Raw genomic sequence first — 15,726 nt, 5'->3', positions numbered from 1 at the left:
AGGAGGGAAGCTGGCATTTCTGGCTTCTCCTCTTTCATCACTTGATTAGTTTTTATAAGAAATGGAGGCATATACATGGCATATGAATTTAAACTTCCGGATATCGGTGAAGGTATTCATGAAGGTGAAATTGTTAAGTGGGAAGTAAAAGAAGGGGACGAGGTAAAAGAAGATGACGTCCTGTGTGAAGTTCAAAATGATAAGGCAGTCGTTGAAATTCCATCTCCCGTCGACGGAACAATCAAAAAACTTCACGTTGAAGAAGGAACAGTTACGACAGTAGGAACAGTTATCATAACTTTCGATACTGACGCGGAACCTCCGGAAGAAGAAGAGTCAGAGGAAGAGGAAGAAGAAAGCACGGAAGAAAAAAAGGAAGACAGTTCTGAAGAAAAATCAGAAGAAAAGCAGGAGCAGCCTGAATCTGCAGAAGAAGTAGATGAAAGTGCACGAGTTATCGCGATGCCTTCCGTACGTAAATATGCAAGAGAACAGGATGTAAACATTCGCCAGGTGCGCGGTTCTGGAAAGAATGGCCGTGTTATGCGTGAAGATATAGATGCATTTGCTTCCGGTGACCAAAAATCAGCTGCTTCCGAAGAGGCTCCTCAAGAAGAGACAAAGAAGGAAGAAAAGCAGCCTGTAGCAGCGTATGAGCCTGCAGAAGGGGAATCTGAAACACGCGAAAAAATGTCCGGCATGCGTAAAGCAATCGCTAAAGCGATGGTTAATTCCAAGCAGACAGCTCCGCACGTAACTCTAATGGACGAGATTGATGTAACAGCTCTTGTAGAGCACCGTAAACAGTTTAAGCCGGTAGCTCAGGAAAAAGGGATTAAACTCACCTATCTTCCTTATGTTGTGAAAGCATTAACCAGTGCTGTGCGTGAATTCCCTGCTCTAAATACGTCTCTCGATGATTCAACTGAAGAGATCGTGCATAAGCATTATTACAACATTGGTATTGCAGCGGACACGGAAAAAGGTCTTCTTGTTCCAGTCGTGAAAAACACTGACCGTAAATCTATATTCAAGATTTCTGATCAAATTAATGACCTTGCAGGTAAAGCACGGGATGGAAAGCTCGCCTCTGAAGAAATGAAGGGCGCTTCTATAACGATTACAAATATAGGATCAGCCGGCGGTCAATGGTTTACTCCAGTTATCAATCATCCAGAAGTAGCCATTCTTGGACTTGGACGAATTTCAGAGAAGCCAGTAGTGAAAGACGGTGAAGTCGTTATTGCGCCTGTTTTAGCCTTGTCATTGAGCTTTGATCATCGTATCATTGATGGTGCGACAGCGCAGCATGCGTTAAACCATATTAAGCGTCTGTTGAACGATCCACAATTACTAGTAATGGAGGGATAATTTATGGTAGTAGGTGATTTTCCAATTGAAGTAGATACACTGATCATTGGTTCCGGCCCGGGAGGATACGTAGCTGCGATCCGTGCTGCTCAGCTAGGCCAGAAAGTAACAATTGTAGAAAAAGAAAATTTGGGCGGTGTATGCCTGAATGTCGGTTGTATTCCATCAAAAGCTCTTATTGAAGCAGGTCATCGTTTTCATAACGTTCATAATTCAGATGACATGGGTATCTCCGTGGGAGATGTCAAGCTCGATTTTTCGAAGGTTCAAAAATGGAAAGGCTCAGTGGTTGAAAAGCTTACTGGAGGAGTAGAAGGTCTTTTAAAAGGCAACAACGTGGAGATAGTACGCGGAGAAGCATATTTTGGAGAAGATTCCACAGCTAAGATAATGGATGATAAGTCTTCTCAAACTTATAAGTTCAACAACTGTATTATTGCTACAGGCTCTTCTCCAATTGAGATTCCAAAATTTAAATTTAAAGAAGGCAAAGTCATGTCTTCCACAGGCGCTCTTGCCCTTAAAGAAGTTCCTAAAAAAATGGTCGTAATCGGTGGTGGTTACATCGGGGTGGAACTGGGATCAGCTTACGCGGATCTTGGTTCTGAAGTAACAATACTTGAAGGTACGAAGCAAATCCTTCCTGGCTTTGAAAAGCAGATGAGTCAGCTCGTTTCCAAGCGCCTTAAAAACAAAGGTGTAACTATTAAGACGGAAGCAATGGCTCAAGAAATGGAAGAAACGAAAAACGGAGTAAAAGTAAAAGCTGAAGTTCAAGGTAAAGAAGAGGAATTCGAGGGAGATGTTCTCCTCGTAACAGTAGGTCGTAAACCGAATACTCAGGAACTTGGGCTTGAACAGGCCGGTGTTGAAATGGATGATAATGGGCTTGTGAAAATTGACAAGCAGTGCCGTACATCCGTATCTAACATTTACGCAATCGGTGACATCGTTCAAGGACCTGCACTTGCTCATAAGGCTTCCTACGAAGCTAAAGTAGCAGCAGAAGCTATTGCAGGTGAACCAATGGAAATTGATTACACGGCAATTCCGGAAGTTGTCTTCTCCGGGCCAGAGCTGGCTCAGGTCGGTCTCACTGAACAGCAGGCTAAAGATGAAGGATATGAAGTAGTAGCTTCTAAATTCCCATTTCAGGCTAATGGACGTGCTCTATCTCTCAATGAAACGGAAGGTTTCCTGAAGATGGTAACACGCAAAGAGGATGGACTTGTCCTTGGAGTCCAAATAGCTGGCCATAATGCCTCCGACATGATCTCTGAGGCATGTGTAGCTATCGAATCGGGAATGACAGCAGAAGATCTTGCGCTTACTATTCATGCTCACCCTTCTCTTGGAGAAATCACAATGGAAACAGCGGAAGTTGCTCTTGGTATGCCTATTCACACACTTAAATAATGTGAAAAGCTCTCTGAATAAACATTCAGAGAGCTTTTTTAAAGTACTTGCGCACCGGTCATGGTTCTATACAGGTTGAATTTAATCTTCCAGTTTCAGAAGCTGGAAGATTAAGTTTACATCTGCTCATTTGCCGGAGTGGATAAAAGCACTTTTGTAAATTTGTCTGCCTGGATTATCCAAGGTGAGGCGCAATAATTAAACAATAATTCACGTAGGGAAAATATAATAAAAACCATTAATAACAATATATGTTATTAATGGTTTTTAATTCATTGTACATATTCATTTATAGAAATGCCTTGAAAAGGGGGAATAAGTTAAAAATTGTGTTTATTAATTACAGGTTTTGTAAGTGAAGGAGGTTCATTAACGGCTAAAGTCGTTTCCATTTTATCAAGAATTGCCTGATAATCATTCTGTCCCTCAACTTTTACCAAAGCCTCATTGTTTTCGACAATTATCATTGTCGGAAAAGTAGAAACTTCATAATAGCTCAATAGTTCGGTGTCATTTTCATCAGCAACATAAACGCTCATCGGTGATTCCGGATACTCCTGTTGAAAATCGATCAGAGCGTCATAATAAGGGTGCTCTGAAGCCTGCTGGGATTGAATATCAGAAAAAAGAATTGTAATGTATTCATCTTCGTTATCCAGAAAAGGATAATCAGAAGTGATATTCTCATTTTGACAGCTGAATAGTATCATACAGGAGATTAGAAGGGTGGTCATTAACCAAATTTTCATTCCTTCCACCCCTTTCTTGATTGGTTAAATTTATCGTAACACACAGTTGCTGCCATATTGGCTTTGTAATCGAATTGTTACTTAAAGGAAACTCCCTTGAGACAGTGTGATAAAAACTGTTACTTCAAGAAAATCAGTTTGTTATTGGACTGATCGTGTTCGACCCTGATGTGTTAATAAACAGTTTTAATTTTCGGATCAAGTCTTTTGGAAAATCAGGATGAGGCTGAACAATATCTATGAAACGTCAAGAAAGAAATTAAGTTGTATGCATCATAACGATTACAAATAATAAATTGAAAATAGAAAACTACTAACTCAATTCTTATGATAAAATTAACGGGCACAATGTTAATGAGAGCATATTCAGATTCAGTCCGTCCTTAATACATTTAATTTAAAAAATCTGGTAGAGGCGAATAATGTCGTCTGCGGCTCCTCTATAAGTCGAGCTGCCGAGAAAGTTCTACATTTATCAACATCAGACTTGGTTATTACGCACGTTTCAGGAAAACAAACTATATCTGACAAAAAAGTTAATTTAATCCTTAAAACTTCAATCGTTTAAGCCTGTCCCATCAGCTTTTTCAGTAGACTTATCTTCTGTCATCGTAAGCCTGAAAGCCTGGTTCCCTTTTTTGCGTAAGAACCTCAGGCTTTAACAAGGCTGAATAAATAGTAAATATATAAATTGAACTTAATATTTATAAAGATAGAATGTGTGACCTCGAAAGCGGTCTTCTCTATCGAAAGAAAAAAGGGTGTTATCATTTTTAGCGGCTGACCATACCTGCATGAAGAACAGAAATGGAGAACAGGCCGCTGGAGTGGACATAGGGCGACTCCAGGGCGAGGGAAGACGAGCCTAAGATCCATTCCGCCCGACCGCAGGGAGGAAGGGATCAGCTGAGGCCGGCCCGCCCGGAAAGCGACCCCATGGAAGCGAAAGCGGCTGGTTACAGAAGTGGAGACAAATTATTAATTTCAACATATATAGTTTAAATCTGAGGACAAATAATACGAAGGAGAAGTACTACAATGAAAATAATTACATATACGTTAGCTGGTGCATTACTATTAACAGGCTGTCAGGCGGACGGCAGTTCAGAATCTTCGAACAATCCTGAGGAAAACAATTCAGTTAATACGCAGGAGGAGAATCAGTTAGAAGAGAATGAGGAATTAGAAGAAGAAAAAGAATCTGTAGCTGTTCACAATACAGAGGAATTTGAAAATCAGCTTATTGCCATAGAGGATCTGGTAAACATTATTGACGGAAATTATGAATATGACAGTCTGGATAAAACGTTAAATATGCAAGCTGCAGGACGAACTTTTTATATGGTCGAAAATGTGCCTGTCCTGGAGATTAATGGTCAATATCAGCCCTATGACGATATTCTTTTGACTTTTGTGGATGATGAACCGTACGTAACGCCTGCATTTATTGAAAAAGGGCTGGAGAAGGAAGTATCGATTGAGGATAACCAGGCGATGTTCACCTGGGGGGAAAACGAAGATTTGCAGGAAATAAATAACGATACAGAACTGCAGGAAATGTCTCCTGAAGATATGATTGATTTTCTTTCATTTTTAGAGCGCCCGATTGAGGGTGCCTCCGTAAGTACAGTTGAAAGTCATCTTCCAGGTGCTCCTCGTGACTACAGAAATGGAGAACATGAAGGCATCGATTATTATGACTATTCTTCCGGAGTGGAAATTACTACGGAGACTCCTATATTCGGAATGGGAGAGGGAGAAGTAGTCAGGGTTGATCATGATTTTGAAGATTATGCTTCCCATGAAGAAAGAAATGAAGAATTAGCGCTTGCTGAGGAAGTCGGATTCACGCCGGAATATATTCTTGATCGTTTGCGTGGACAGCAGGTCTGGATCCAGTACGATAAAGGAATAATGATCCGCTTTGCACATCTGGATTCTATTCCTGAAGAAATTGAACTCGGACAGCAGGTGGATGAGGAAACAGTAATTGGATATGTTGGTAATACAGGAACCAGCGGAGCACTTGACGGAGACGACAGCGGCCTTCATCTCCATAAGGATCTACTGGTGAATGGAGAACTTTTTTGGGATCCTTTTACTTTAGAAGAAACAGCTCCCATACTGCAGGAACTTTGGCCGTAATGAAATTAACTATACTTGGAAGAGTTTTAGGGATTTTAGACCCTGAAACTCTTTTTTTATTCGACTTTCGAATCATTTATTTCGAATTCAGAACTTTCTTAACTAAATAGACAAAAGACGACAAAATATTAGCTTATGTTATGTTAATATGATCTCAATAATCATATCAGTGGGCGAATAAAGTTCGGGGGTGAATATCAGATGAAAAAATCAGATTTTCTAGATGAATTAAGATTGGAAGTCGGTCTTGCTTACGATTATTCTAAAGATCAGGAAGACTTTATGGTTCGGATTCTGAAAACTATTCATGTAAGAGCCAGGAAAAAAGTAACTCTCAGTATCCATTCTTACGTTAATAATAAACTGAAGTTAAAGTATGCACTTGGAATCCGCGGCCTTACGAAAGAACAGGATTATCTGGGGCTTGGTTTTCTGTTTCCGGATAGAATGAAAATGGTTACCTATGTGCAGCGGGGAAGAGATTATGTACTGTTCCTGCCAATTTATGAAGAGGAAAAGCTCAAATATGTATTAAGTATTAAACTTATTGACAGTAATTACAAAGTAACGAGGCAGGATCTGATTTTTGCACAGGAATTAATTCAATTTATACAGGCAAAGCAGTCAACTTTTCAATAAATGGAAAGTTGGCTTTTATATAGTGAGGAAAACATTGAGTAAAAGTCAGAATTTTCGTATAATAGTTGAAAGGAGGTTGTCATAATGGCACAGTACAGAGAACTTTACAATGAGCATGAAAAAGCGGATGTGCAGTTCGTAGGGATTGATATTGCCGGTGACCGGTACGATTTTGCTATTTTGTATACTAGTATGTTTTTTGGGAAAGTGCTGGTAGTGTGCATGCACACAGGCAGACAAGTACTATTGGAGTACGGGCACTTGGATGACATTTCTAATCTTTCAGGCATGCTTCATGTCGATGATGAAGTTGATATGGAAATTCTCGCTGAGTTTTTAAAGAAAGTAATGAAACCTTATGCTGCCCAGCCGCCGATAAAAATATAAATCAACCTTTCGATAGTTGGAGTATCAATACAAATGATAAAACCATATCTTCTTTTAAACTTAAGAATTCTCTCGTTATATTGAAACTGGATATTTGAGTACAACTACCCCTCTTCATTTCAACCGGTATTCGAGTCTCTCTGCCATTTTCACCAGTATGCTTAAAGCCTTTTTCAGAAAAATATCCTTATCCATTATAAAAATAGTGGATAAGGATATTTGATGTTAAACAATAGCTTTCCTTTCTTTTATCACTTTTAAATGCTTTAGCGTGGAATCTTCAGGACCCTGTACTGGAAGACCTGTTTCGATATTCTTTTGGATATAATGAAGGTTTTCTGCCTCAATTATTTCTCCAGGAATAAAGACAGGAATTCCCGGCGGATAGATCATCATGAATTCTGCGCTTATCCTGCCCGCGGCTTCCTTCAAAGGAATTGTTTCTGTATCAGCATAGAAAGCTTCACGGGGAGAATAGGCAAGTGTAGGAATGTTAGGGACCTCCACCGGCCATCCGTTTTCCAGCCATGTACGGGAAGGGAGAAAATGTCTTACAAGATCTTTTAGCGCTTGCAGAAGTATTTCTGCAGTATGTTCGTTATCCCCGAACGTAAAAAGACAGAGAATGTTATAAAGATCGGAAAGCTCTACTTCAACATTTTTTTGTTCTCTGAGCCAGACCTCGGCCTGATGCCCGGTTATACCTAATTCTTTTACTGAAACGGTCAGCTTCGTAGGGTCAAAATCGAAGCGGGAGCGGTCATTTAAAATATCCTCACCCGGAGCGTAAAGTGATGGAATAGCGTTAACTTCGATACGTGTGTTTGCAGCTATCGATTTAATTCTATCAAGTTCTTTTTTTCCAGACACAGCCAAATGTCTTCTTGCGGTGTCTAATGAAGCCAGCAGGATGTAGGAAGTGGAAGTTGTAGTCAGCATGCTGATCACCGCCTGAACCCTTGTGCTGGAAATTAAGCTGCCGCGTATATTCAGGACGGAGCTTTGTGTCATCGACCCTCCCAATTTATGCACACTTGTAGCTGCCATATCTGCTCCTGCCTGCATAGCTGACAAAGGAAATTCATCGTGAAAATGAATATGTACACCGTGAGCTTCGTCTACAAGGACTGGAATGCTATAAGAATGGGCAGATTCAACTATTGATTTCAAGTTTGCAGCTACGCCGAAATACGTAGGATTGATGACGAGTAATCCTTTTGCATCAGGGTGGGAAGACAGAGCTTTTTCGACAGCTTCCAGATGAATACCGTGGGAAATTCCGAGATTTTCATCTATCTCAGGGTGAATAAATATTGGCATAGCTCCAGAAAATATAATAGCAGACATAATGGATTTATGGACATTTCTGGGGACGATAATCTTATCTCCCGGCGAGCAAACTGTCATCACCATAGTCATAATGGCGCCGCTCGTTCCCTGGACAGAGAAAAAAGTATGATCAGCTCCAAAAGCTTCAGCAGCATATTTCTGTGCCTCATCAATTATCCCGTGAGGAAAATGCAGATCATCCAGGGGAGCGATATTTATTAAATCTATAGATAGGGCATTTCTGCCTATAAATTCACGAAATTCAGGATCCATGCCTTTTCCCTGTTTGTGCCCGGGGATATGAAATTGAAGAGGATCCCGCTCAATGTGTTTACGAAGGCCCTCGAATAAAGGGGCACGTGTCTGGTCTTTTTCGTACATAAAAATAACCTCCGTTTACTTTTCAAAGATATTGTGTTTTGGTATGATACTAGTGTTTCTTTTTCATGAGAATGCTGAAGGGTACAATTTATATAATGCTTATTTGTAAGCAGCGGGTTATTCAGCATTAAGAGACGTCCCGCTGGAATTGATCGATCTATTTTGCGCATTAACAAAAAGCTTTAACAGCGCCTTTCAAGCAAGTAGTATGAATTATAACAGAGTTCTCATAAGTTGAATAGAAATCAAATAAGGAGTGGGGAAATTGGATAAAGATATACGTATGCCCTTGTCAACAGAGTGGTCGACGGAGCAGATAGTGGACGTAGTGAACTTTTTCGAAGCTGTCGATAAAGCTTATAATAAAGGAGTCGGCCGTAACGAGTTTCTGACTTTGTATACCGATTTTAAGAAGGTTGTCCCTTCAAAAGCAGAAGAAAAGCAGCATTTTAAAGACTACGAAGAACAAACCGGCCAGTCCCCTTATAAAGCAGTGAAAAAAGCGCGGGAAGACCAGGGAAGTGAGTTCGTATCTATATGATTTGCTGCCGTGGAAAATGAAGAAAGTGATAAACCTGCATGCAGGGTAACTTCAAAGTTTAAGAGGCTGCCATCCATATTACTTTGGAGGCAGCCTCTGTTAATACCTTATACTTTTTGTTCATAGAGGTTCATGCTTGCCCTATATAGAGGCATTAACTGAGAAAAAGTTTTTTCGATTTCCCCGAGCAATGCATCGCCATCTTTTAGAACAGGGGCGCTGGCATCGATTGTAATACCGCAGAGAAGCTCAGCTTTCTTAACAGTTTCCAGACGTGAAAATATCTTATTCAGCTCTTCTTTAGATAAATTTGCATGTGAGATCGTTTGGGGTTTTGTATGGTCAACGCTCCATTCAAATGAAGAGGGGACTTGAGAATGAATATCGTCAAGACTTTGCTGGAATTCTCGTCCAAGTTCCTGTTTGACAGGAGACTCATAAATAACTGCAAACCATACAAACAGATGAGAGCCGAAAAGGCCGATTTGGAAATGGGGAAGCTTCTTATAGCCTCTGTTATTATTTGAAAAAGCTACCCAGGTATCTTCTGGAGGGTTTACCTTTCTGCGGGCATGTTTTGCTACGTGGAAAAACACTTCTTCCCCGGTCTGTTCGGTTAACACGCTTTTAAAATGAGAACCAATTTCTTCCAATTTTGGGCGAACCGTAGTTTTTAAAGCATCCATCCTGTTATCGAGACCTTCTACTGCAAATACATCAAAATCATTTTCTTTAAATCCATTAAACACTATAAAACCACCAACCTACGTTTAGAATATTACATATTGTAGCAAAAGTTCCTGACGATTAACAATAAAGAGGTTTAAATATAATGAAAATGTGGAAATTTAAAAATAAACAAATAAATAGTTGCAAAATTCCGATAAATACACTAACCTTATAATAACTCATTATTAAATATGCATAGGGGTATTTATCGAGTTAAAAAATCCGGAGCTTATTCGGAGAAAAAGGGGTGCGAATCATGGAGAAGGTCATTCAAACGTTAAAGAGAAAAGATGGGGAACGTCGTATCCCGGTATTAAAACTGGAGATCGATTACGAACTGCAGACACTTTTTGACGCAATGCAGGCTGACGAAGCAGACCAGGTGAAGCTTAGTAAACATAAGCTTGAAGAGCTGCGCGGAGAATGGCTTCGCCTCGAAGCTTAAATTACTGGCTGCTCAACATTTAATTTTTCAGCAGGGACGTCCATATATAGGCATTGCAGATATTGCACTTTGCCCTTCATGATGAATTTCTCATGGAGGGATTTTTACGGGCTTTACCACTCCTTGCTCTAAATACCCCTCTTTTATTTGCTTGACCTGCTCCCTGTGTGATATAAGTAAGAACATCACCGAATTGACCAAAAGGATGTGGAAGCAGGCATGGATAAAAATATGCTTAAGGATACTGCAGTTTCCTATGTGAAAGAAGCTGCTGATTATATTAGAGAACAGATGAAGTATACTTATGGAATCGATACAAAAGAAGATAAAGACGATTTAGTTACTGATGTAGACAGAAATGTCGAAAAATTCTTTAAAGATAAAATCTCCAAAAATTTCTCTGAGCATCGGTTAATGGGAGAAGAGGGTTCCTTTGAAAATATTAAAGATCTTGACGGCGTTGTCTGGATTCTTGATCCAATTGACGGTACGATTAATTTCGTTCATATGGGGACCAACTTTGCTATTTCCGTTGGTATTTTTGAAGATGGTGTGCCTTTAATCGGAGTTATTTACGATGTGATGAACCGTGAGCTTTTTGTCTCCGTTAAAGGAGAAGGAGCTTATTTAAATGACCAGAGGCTCCCGTTACTAAAAGAACGTCCTCTCGATGAAGCTTTGGTGAGTTTTAACACAGGCTGGGTTTTAAAAGATAAGGACCTTCAGAGCGTTGTAGAGCAGGTGCGCGGAACGAGATCCTATGGAGTAGCGGCCATTGAAATTGCCTATGTAGCCGCTGGACGACTGGATGCTTATATAAGTAAGAAACTAGCTCCCTGGGATATTGCAGGAGGCTGTGCCCTTTTGAATGAAGTCGGGGGAGTCGCAACAAATTACCGTGGAGAAAAATTGACTTTTTTGGACGTGGATACACTTTTTGCAGCAAACCCGTCAATATATAAGCAAATAGAGAAAGAATTAAAATCGCGATAAAAAAGTCCGGCTGATTAGGCCGGACTTTTTTGTCGTTAAACTTCAATTCTGGCTTTCTGAAGCATATCTGCCTTCACCAAAAAGGCGTTTTTTCCTTTTAAAACCGTAAACTACGCATCCTGCAAGCAGACCGCCAAAAATGATAAACAGCAAAAAGCTCAGCTGAGCAAGTGCTATACCGAGACCGATCATTCCGATGGTTCCTCCGACAGCGAGCATAAAGAAAATAATATCAAATGAACGCATTCTTCGTGCCTCCTTTAACTACGTATAGTGTACTTTAATTTTGCGAAGATGAAAAGAGAGCATAACTCTTGAATTATGTGTGACAATCAGTGTTCTTCCTGTGCCGGGAGAAGTGATTTATGCTATAGTGGGGAGGATATAAGAATTTAGTGTTTAGGAGTGGATTGATCCATGCTTTATGCTTCAAATAATGAAGTCACTGCCCCAAATATGACTCCGCTTGCAGAATTTTTGGGCGCCGGAAATCCTGAAAATTTTCTCACGGCTTTTATAGTGCTCTACATTTTAATTAATCTTTTAAGTGTGCTCGTATTTAATTTAGGATTTGCCCGTAAACTTCCTCTCCTGAAAAACGTTGTTATTTATGGAATGATGCTTTTCGGAAATATTTTCATCACATTTTTGGCATTTACTCTGCCAATTATCGAATCGTTATTTATTGCAGCGATTGTTCTGGGAGTTTATAAATTACAGCTTAAGCGTCACAAACAGAGTGAAGAACAAAATCAGACTTCTTAAACAAGCTGTGCGGCTGCCCGCACAGCTTGTTTTTTTATTGTCGGCATTGATAATGAATTGCTGACGCTTGATAGCAGGGGAGTCATAATTGAATATTTTTTCCATCCGGGATTCGTCAAAACATGCAGCACTTTTTCAAAGTGAGCTGCATGATGCAGTCTAGGCTGCCGGGATTTGTGTACTGGAGGGTATGGGCGTTTTGGCAGTCGTTTCTGCCTGGCGCTCTTTTTTTTGTGTATTAAGATTTTCATATGGAAATATTTTTTTCAGATATTTAGAAAATAACGATTTATTAAATATACTCATCTGTTTCTTCTTCTTTGTGGTGTTTGCGAAATGAACCGGTTTGAAGCCTGGCTTCTGTACGCTGCGCAACGCGGTCACTGCACTCATCACACATATACGTATGAATGGGCCGGTTTCGAAGCTTTTTAGCAAGAGGCAGATCAGAATTAATTTTTTCTATTTTGTCGCATAGTACGCATTTGACTCTCATAGTTTCATCACCTTCTTAATTTATTAAAAGTATACATAATAAGTGTAACATGTATGTTTCCGCAGAGCCTGAATTTACATTGGAAAGCCCAGACGTAGAGGAAGGAATTAACCTACGGACGTCGAATAATATTAATTAAGTTCCTTTCCTTTTAAAAGGAACCAGTTAGTTGAAGGAGGTATTATTCCGATGGGAAATAGAATTGAAACATCGCTTACAGAAGATTTACTCTCCACCCTGCAGGAAGAACATTACGTAACTATTGCTACTGTAAATAAAGAAACAGGGGCGCCAAGTGTCAATGCCATCTCCTGGATTTTTGCTAAAAATGCCAGTACTGTAAGATTTGCAGTAGATAAACGTTCAAAAATAATTGCGAATATCCAGGAAGAGCCCCAGGTAACAATGACATTAATTGCTGAAGGATCAACTTATTCACTTTCAGGAAGAGCCAAAGTGCTGAAAGAGACAATGGACGAAGTGCCTTTAAAACTCACATTAATCGAATTGACAATTCAGGAAGTACGGGATGTAATGTTTTATGGAGCCCGTTTAACAGCGGAACCAAAATTCGAAAAAACGTATGATGAAGAAGCTGCAGTCAAACTGGATAATCAAGTTATGGCGGCTCTTCAAAAGGGATAAAAATTTTTGGCGGGGGGATCTCGTCCCGGGCATCGTAAAGGGAAGCACTTTTCTCCATCCGTATTACATTTGAGCTTTGAGTGGAATTACGAAACGGGGGAATCCCCCGCGTAAGTAAGCAATTTATTAAAGTTCATTTTCTGCCCGGTCTTTTCAATCATGCTTTGTAGACCATGATGTTCTATTTGGAGGGAGAGCCATGATTAAAGCTTATATTCTAGATACAAATGTCCTGCTTCATGACCCGCTTTCTATTCAGTCATTTGAAGAGAATACTGTAGTAATACCTGCTGTTGTACTGGAAGAGATAGACACTAAAAAAAGACTGACAGATGAAATAGGTCGAAATGCAAGAGAAGTGGCACGTATATTAGATAAATTAAGAACGAAAGGAAAGCTTCATGAAGGAGTAGAGCTTCCGGGTTCCGGGCGGCTGATTGTAGAATTAAATCATCGCTCCCACGATCAGCTGGAAAAGCATGGATTAGAAAAAACGAATGATAATCGTATTTTAGCTATTGCACTTAACATGATGGAAGAAGCGGAAAATTCTCAAAACATCGTTCTTGTCACTAAAGATGCTCTTCTGCGTGTAAAAGCGGACGCTTTAGAAGTACATGCTGAAGATTATCTTACTGATCGTGTAGCTCAGTTTGATCACATTTATAAAGGTTACAGCGAAGAATGGATGGATTCTGATACGATGGACCGGCTTTTTCAAAAGAAAAATCTTCGTTTGATTGAAGCCGGTATTAAAACTACTCTGCCTCATCATTTTTATATTTTCAGAGATCTTTCGAATCCCTCACGCTCTGCACTGGCTATGGCTGACGAAAAAATGGAAAAGATCGATCTTTTTCTGGGAGAATCAGATGGCATATGGGGGATCCGTCCCCGAAATGTTCAGCAGCGGATGGCGATGGAGCTCCTTACAAGAAAAGATATACCACTGGTAACGCTTGTAGGAAAAGCAGGAACAGGAAAAACCCTCCTCTCTCTGGCTTGTGGAATGTATTTGACAGAAGATATGCATCAATATAAAAAACTCCTTGTCTGCAGACCGGTAGTACCGGTAGGAAAAGATATCGGTTATCTCCCGGGAGAAAAAGATGAAAAGCTGCGCCCCTGGATGCAGCCAATTTACGATAATCTGGAATTTTTGTTTAATACTAATAAAGCGACAGAGCTGGAAGACATTTTAGCCGGAATGTCGTCGGTTCAGGTCGAGGCCCTGACATATATCCGGGGAAGAAGTATACCGGATCAATATATTATAATTGACGAGGCTCAAAACCTGACTAAACATGAAGTGAAAACGATCATTACCAGAGTAGGGGAAGGAAGTAAAATTGTTTTAATGGGGGATCCGAAACAAATTGATCATCCTTATCTCGATGAATACACGAATGGTCTTTCCTACGTTATTGAAAGAATGAAGCATGCTGATATCTCGGGTCATATGAAATTCGAGAAAGGGGAACGTTCCGGTCTGGCTCAACTTGCTGCAGATTTACTCTAATGTGAAAAAATTCTCCTTTCAAAAAGTAAAGATTTTGTACCTAAAGAGGACCCCCGCGGTGTGAGCGGGAGTCCTCTTTTCGTTAGTGACATTCGTTCAGTCTTTTTCAAGTGAAGAATAAGCATGAAGGAATTATTCTATTGAGAAACTCTGAACATGGGTAATTGGGTTTTCACGATTAGAGCCGTCCCGGTAGTAAAAGTGAAGTGGCCCGCTTTCCTTGAGGGGGTTTCCGGAATTTGAAAAAGCCACAATGCCTTCTTCTACCTGCCTGAGAGGCAGAACAATATCTTCTTTACCTCCTGAACGGTAAAGACGGACTGACTCTGCTTCTTCAGTGGGTTCTGCATTTTTCATAAAGGGAGCTAATGAAATACCGAATGATTTCTCAGTTAAATCTTTTTTACTCACTGTTACTTTATTTTCATTTGTTTGAGGAGGTTTAGCTCCTTTACGCTGTTCATCAAATGCTTTTCCAAGCGCAGCATAATCCCGCTCTGACTGTTTGAGCTCTGAACTTTCGAATATTTTTTCCATATCCTCACGTCTTTCATCAAAAATCCAGACACCGGGATCAATCATAATAGGATATTTTACCAGTCCTGTGATTTTTACGAGCATATTATCCATGCCCACCACCTGCCTTTCTCTTTCTAGTATAATAGGCTTGAAGAGAGATGTCATCTCTGCATCTATTGTTGCAATTTTTGATTAGAACCGATATGATAATATTAAAGCATCATCTGTATCGCCTTTGCGATGCGTTAATGCTTTTTTGAAGTAGAGGAGGGATTCGCGTGTCCATTGAAACCCTGTCCGAACAGAGCGAAAAAGCCTATGCCCTTCTGAAAGAAGACGCGGAGAAAATTGTCAAACTTATTGAAGTGCAAATGAAAAATTTGACGATGCCTCAGTGTCCTCTCTATGAAGAGGTTTTAGATACGCAGATGTTCGGTTTATCACGCGAAATAGATTTCGCGATTCGGCTGAAGCTCGTTTCAGAAGAAGAAGGAAGAAAGCTTCTTACTCAGTTAGAGCAGCAGTTGTCTGCTTTACATGAAGCGACTATGCGCGCACGGGAAAACAATGCATAGATTTTTCACATAGTTCAAGAAAAAACTGCCTTTCGAGGCAGTTTTTTCTTTTCCATCTTCATTTCTGTATCAACTAATGTAA

At 40.1% G+C, this 15,726-nt stretch carries 18 protein-coding genes; 12 read left to right on the top strand and 6 right to left on the bottom strand.

Translation table 11 applies throughout. The features are described 5' to 3' along the window. The first annotated feature begins 75 nt into the window (after window positions 1–75). Window positions 76–1,371, top strand: coding sequence for a dihydrolipoamide acetyltransferase family protein (locus FTX54_RS09990; RefSeq protein WP_147802451.1), 1,296 nt, complete (start codon window positions 76–78; stop codon window positions 1,369–1,371). A 3-nt stretch (window positions 1,372–1,374) separates the two neighbouring features. After that, complete coding sequence (gene lpdA, locus FTX54_RS09985; protein ID WP_147802450.1) at window positions 1,375–2,787, top strand: dihydrolipoyl dehydrogenase; 1,413 nt, start codon at window positions 1,375–1,377, stop codon at window positions 2,785–2,787. 320 nt (window positions 2,788–3,107) lie between these two features. Here the strand turns inward: lpdA and FTX54_RS09980 are convergent, their stop codons facing one another. Further along, a complete protein-coding gene (locus tag FTX54_RS09980) occupies window positions 3,108–3,536 on the bottom strand; it encodes a hypothetical protein (protein ID WP_147802449.1) in 429 nt (142 codons plus the stop codon). Between the two features lie 1,038 nt (window positions 3,537–4,574). Here FTX54_RS09980 and FTX54_RS09975 point away from each other — a divergent pair. From FTX54_RS09975 to FTX54_RS09965, 3 genes are all read left to right on the top strand, one after another. Further along, window positions 4,575–5,681 carry a M23 family metallopeptidase gene (locus FTX54_RS09975; protein ID WP_147802448.1) on the top strand — a complete coding sequence of 369 codons (1,107 nt, stop codon included), beginning with the start codon at window positions 4,575–4,577 and terminating at the stop codon, window positions 5,679–5,681. Window positions 5,682–5,882: 201 nt separating this feature from the next. Continuing rightward, window positions 5,883–6,320: a hypothetical protein gene (locus FTX54_RS09970; protein ID WP_147802447.1), complete on the top strand. Its 438-nt coding sequence runs from the start codon at window positions 5,883–5,885 to the stop codon at window positions 6,318–6,320. Window positions 6,321–6,404: 84 nt separating this feature from the next. After that, window positions 6,405–6,707 (top strand): SAV0927 family protein, encoded by a 303-nt coding sequence (locus FTX54_RS09965; RefSeq protein WP_147802446.1) that lies wholly within the window; start codon window positions 6,405–6,407, stop codon window positions 6,705–6,707. Window positions 6,708–6,932: 225 nt separating this feature from the next. Here FTX54_RS09965 and FTX54_RS09960 read toward each other — a convergent pair whose 3' ends face one another. Then, on the bottom strand, window positions 6,933–8,417 hold the full coding sequence (locus FTX54_RS09960; RefSeq protein WP_147802445.1) for an aminotransferase class I/II-fold pyridoxal phosphate-dependent enzyme: 1,485 nt from the start codon (window positions 8,415–8,417) through the stop codon (window positions 6,933–6,935). A gap of 265 nt (window positions 8,418–8,682) precedes the next feature. On the opposite strand from FTX54_RS09960, the gene FTX54_RS09955 reads away from it, so the two are divergent. Further along, entirely contained in the window at window positions 8,683–8,958 is a 276-nt protein-coding gene (locus FTX54_RS09955) for a UPF0223 family protein (protein WP_246125541.1), read from the top strand. A 107-nt stretch (window positions 8,959–9,065) separates the two neighbouring features. Here FTX54_RS09955 and FTX54_RS09950 read toward each other — a convergent pair whose 3' ends face one another. Continuing rightward, window positions 9,066–9,710, bottom strand: a complete 645-nt coding sequence (locus tag FTX54_RS09950; RefSeq protein ID WP_147802444.1) for a YktB family protein — start codon at window positions 9,708–9,710, stop codon at window positions 9,066–9,068. Between the two features lie 233 nt (window positions 9,711–9,943). Between FTX54_RS09950 and FTX54_RS09945 the strand changes: the two genes are divergently transcribed. Both FTX54_RS09945 and FTX54_RS09940 read left to right on the top strand, forming a co-directional pair. Beyond that, on the top strand, window positions 9,944–10,132 hold the full coding sequence (locus FTX54_RS09945) for a hypothetical protein (RefSeq protein WP_147802443.1): 189 nt from the start codon (window positions 9,944–9,946) through the stop codon (window positions 10,130–10,132). Window positions 10,133–10,351: 219 nt separating this feature from the next. Beyond that, the gene (locus FTX54_RS09940) at window positions 10,352–11,125 is read left to right on the top strand and encodes an inositol monophosphatase family protein (protein WP_147802442.1); all 774 of its coding nucleotides are present in this window, start codon (window positions 10,352–10,354) and stop codon (window positions 11,123–11,125) included. A gap of 42 nt (window positions 11,126–11,167) precedes the next feature. Here FTX54_RS09940 and FTX54_RS09935 read toward each other — a convergent pair whose 3' ends face one another. Further along, window positions 11,168–11,371 carry a DUF5325 family protein gene (locus FTX54_RS09935; protein WP_147802441.1) on the bottom strand — a complete coding sequence of 68 codons (204 nt, stop codon included), beginning with the start codon at window positions 11,369–11,371 and terminating at the stop codon, window positions 11,168–11,170. Between the two features lie 171 nt (window positions 11,372–11,542). On the opposite strand from FTX54_RS09935, the gene FTX54_RS09930 reads away from it, so the two are divergent. Continuing rightward, the gene (locus FTX54_RS09930) at window positions 11,543–11,890 is read left to right on the top strand and encodes a YlaH-like family protein (RefSeq protein WP_147802440.1); all 348 of its coding nucleotides are present in this window, start codon (window positions 11,543–11,545) and stop codon (window positions 11,888–11,890) included. Between the two features lie 292 nt (window positions 11,891–12,182). Here FTX54_RS09930 and FTX54_RS09925 read toward each other — a convergent pair whose 3' ends face one another. Then, window positions 12,183–12,386 carry a YlaI family protein gene (locus FTX54_RS09925; protein WP_147802439.1) on the bottom strand — a complete coding sequence of 68 codons (204 nt, stop codon included), beginning with the start codon at window positions 12,384–12,386 and terminating at the stop codon, window positions 12,183–12,185. 189 nt (window positions 12,387–12,575) lie between these two features. Here FTX54_RS09925 and FTX54_RS09920 point away from each other — a divergent pair, with 189 nt between their 5' ends. Both FTX54_RS09920 and FTX54_RS09915 read left to right on the top strand, forming a co-directional pair. After that, window positions 12,576–13,031: a pyridoxamine 5'-phosphate oxidase family protein gene (locus tag FTX54_RS09920; RefSeq protein WP_147802438.1), complete on the top strand. Its 456-nt coding sequence runs from the start codon at window positions 12,576–12,578 to the stop codon at window positions 13,029–13,031. 199 nt (window positions 13,032–13,230) lie between these two features. Next, on the top strand, window positions 13,231–14,550 hold the full coding sequence (locus FTX54_RS09915; RefSeq protein ID WP_147802437.1) for a PhoH family protein: 1,320 nt from the start codon (window positions 13,231–13,233) through the stop codon (window positions 14,548–14,550). 132 nt (window positions 14,551–14,682) lie between these two features. Here FTX54_RS09915 and FTX54_RS09910 read toward each other — a convergent pair whose 3' ends face one another. Then, the gene (locus FTX54_RS09910) at window positions 14,683–15,180 is read right to left on the bottom strand and encodes a peptidyl-prolyl cis-trans isomerase (RefSeq protein WP_147802436.1); all 498 of its coding nucleotides are present in this window, start codon (window positions 15,178–15,180) and stop codon (window positions 14,683–14,685) included. A 167-nt stretch (window positions 15,181–15,347) separates the two neighbouring features. On the opposite strand from FTX54_RS09910, the gene FTX54_RS09905 reads away from it, so the two are divergent. Continuing rightward, a complete protein-coding gene (locus FTX54_RS09905; protein WP_147802435.1) occupies window positions 15,348–15,644 on the top strand; it encodes a YlaN family protein in 297 nt (98 codons plus the stop codon). Window positions 15,645–15,726 lie beyond the last annotated feature (82 nt).

This window comes from Alkalicoccus halolimnae (assembly GCF_008014775.2).
GTDB classification, from domain to species: Bacteria; Bacillota; Bacilli; order Bacillales; family Salisediminibacteriaceae; genus Alkalicoccus; species Alkalicoccus halolimnae.
The sequence above is the reverse complement of the archived record's forward strand: the minus strand, read 5'-3'. Positions and strand labels throughout refer to the sequence as shown.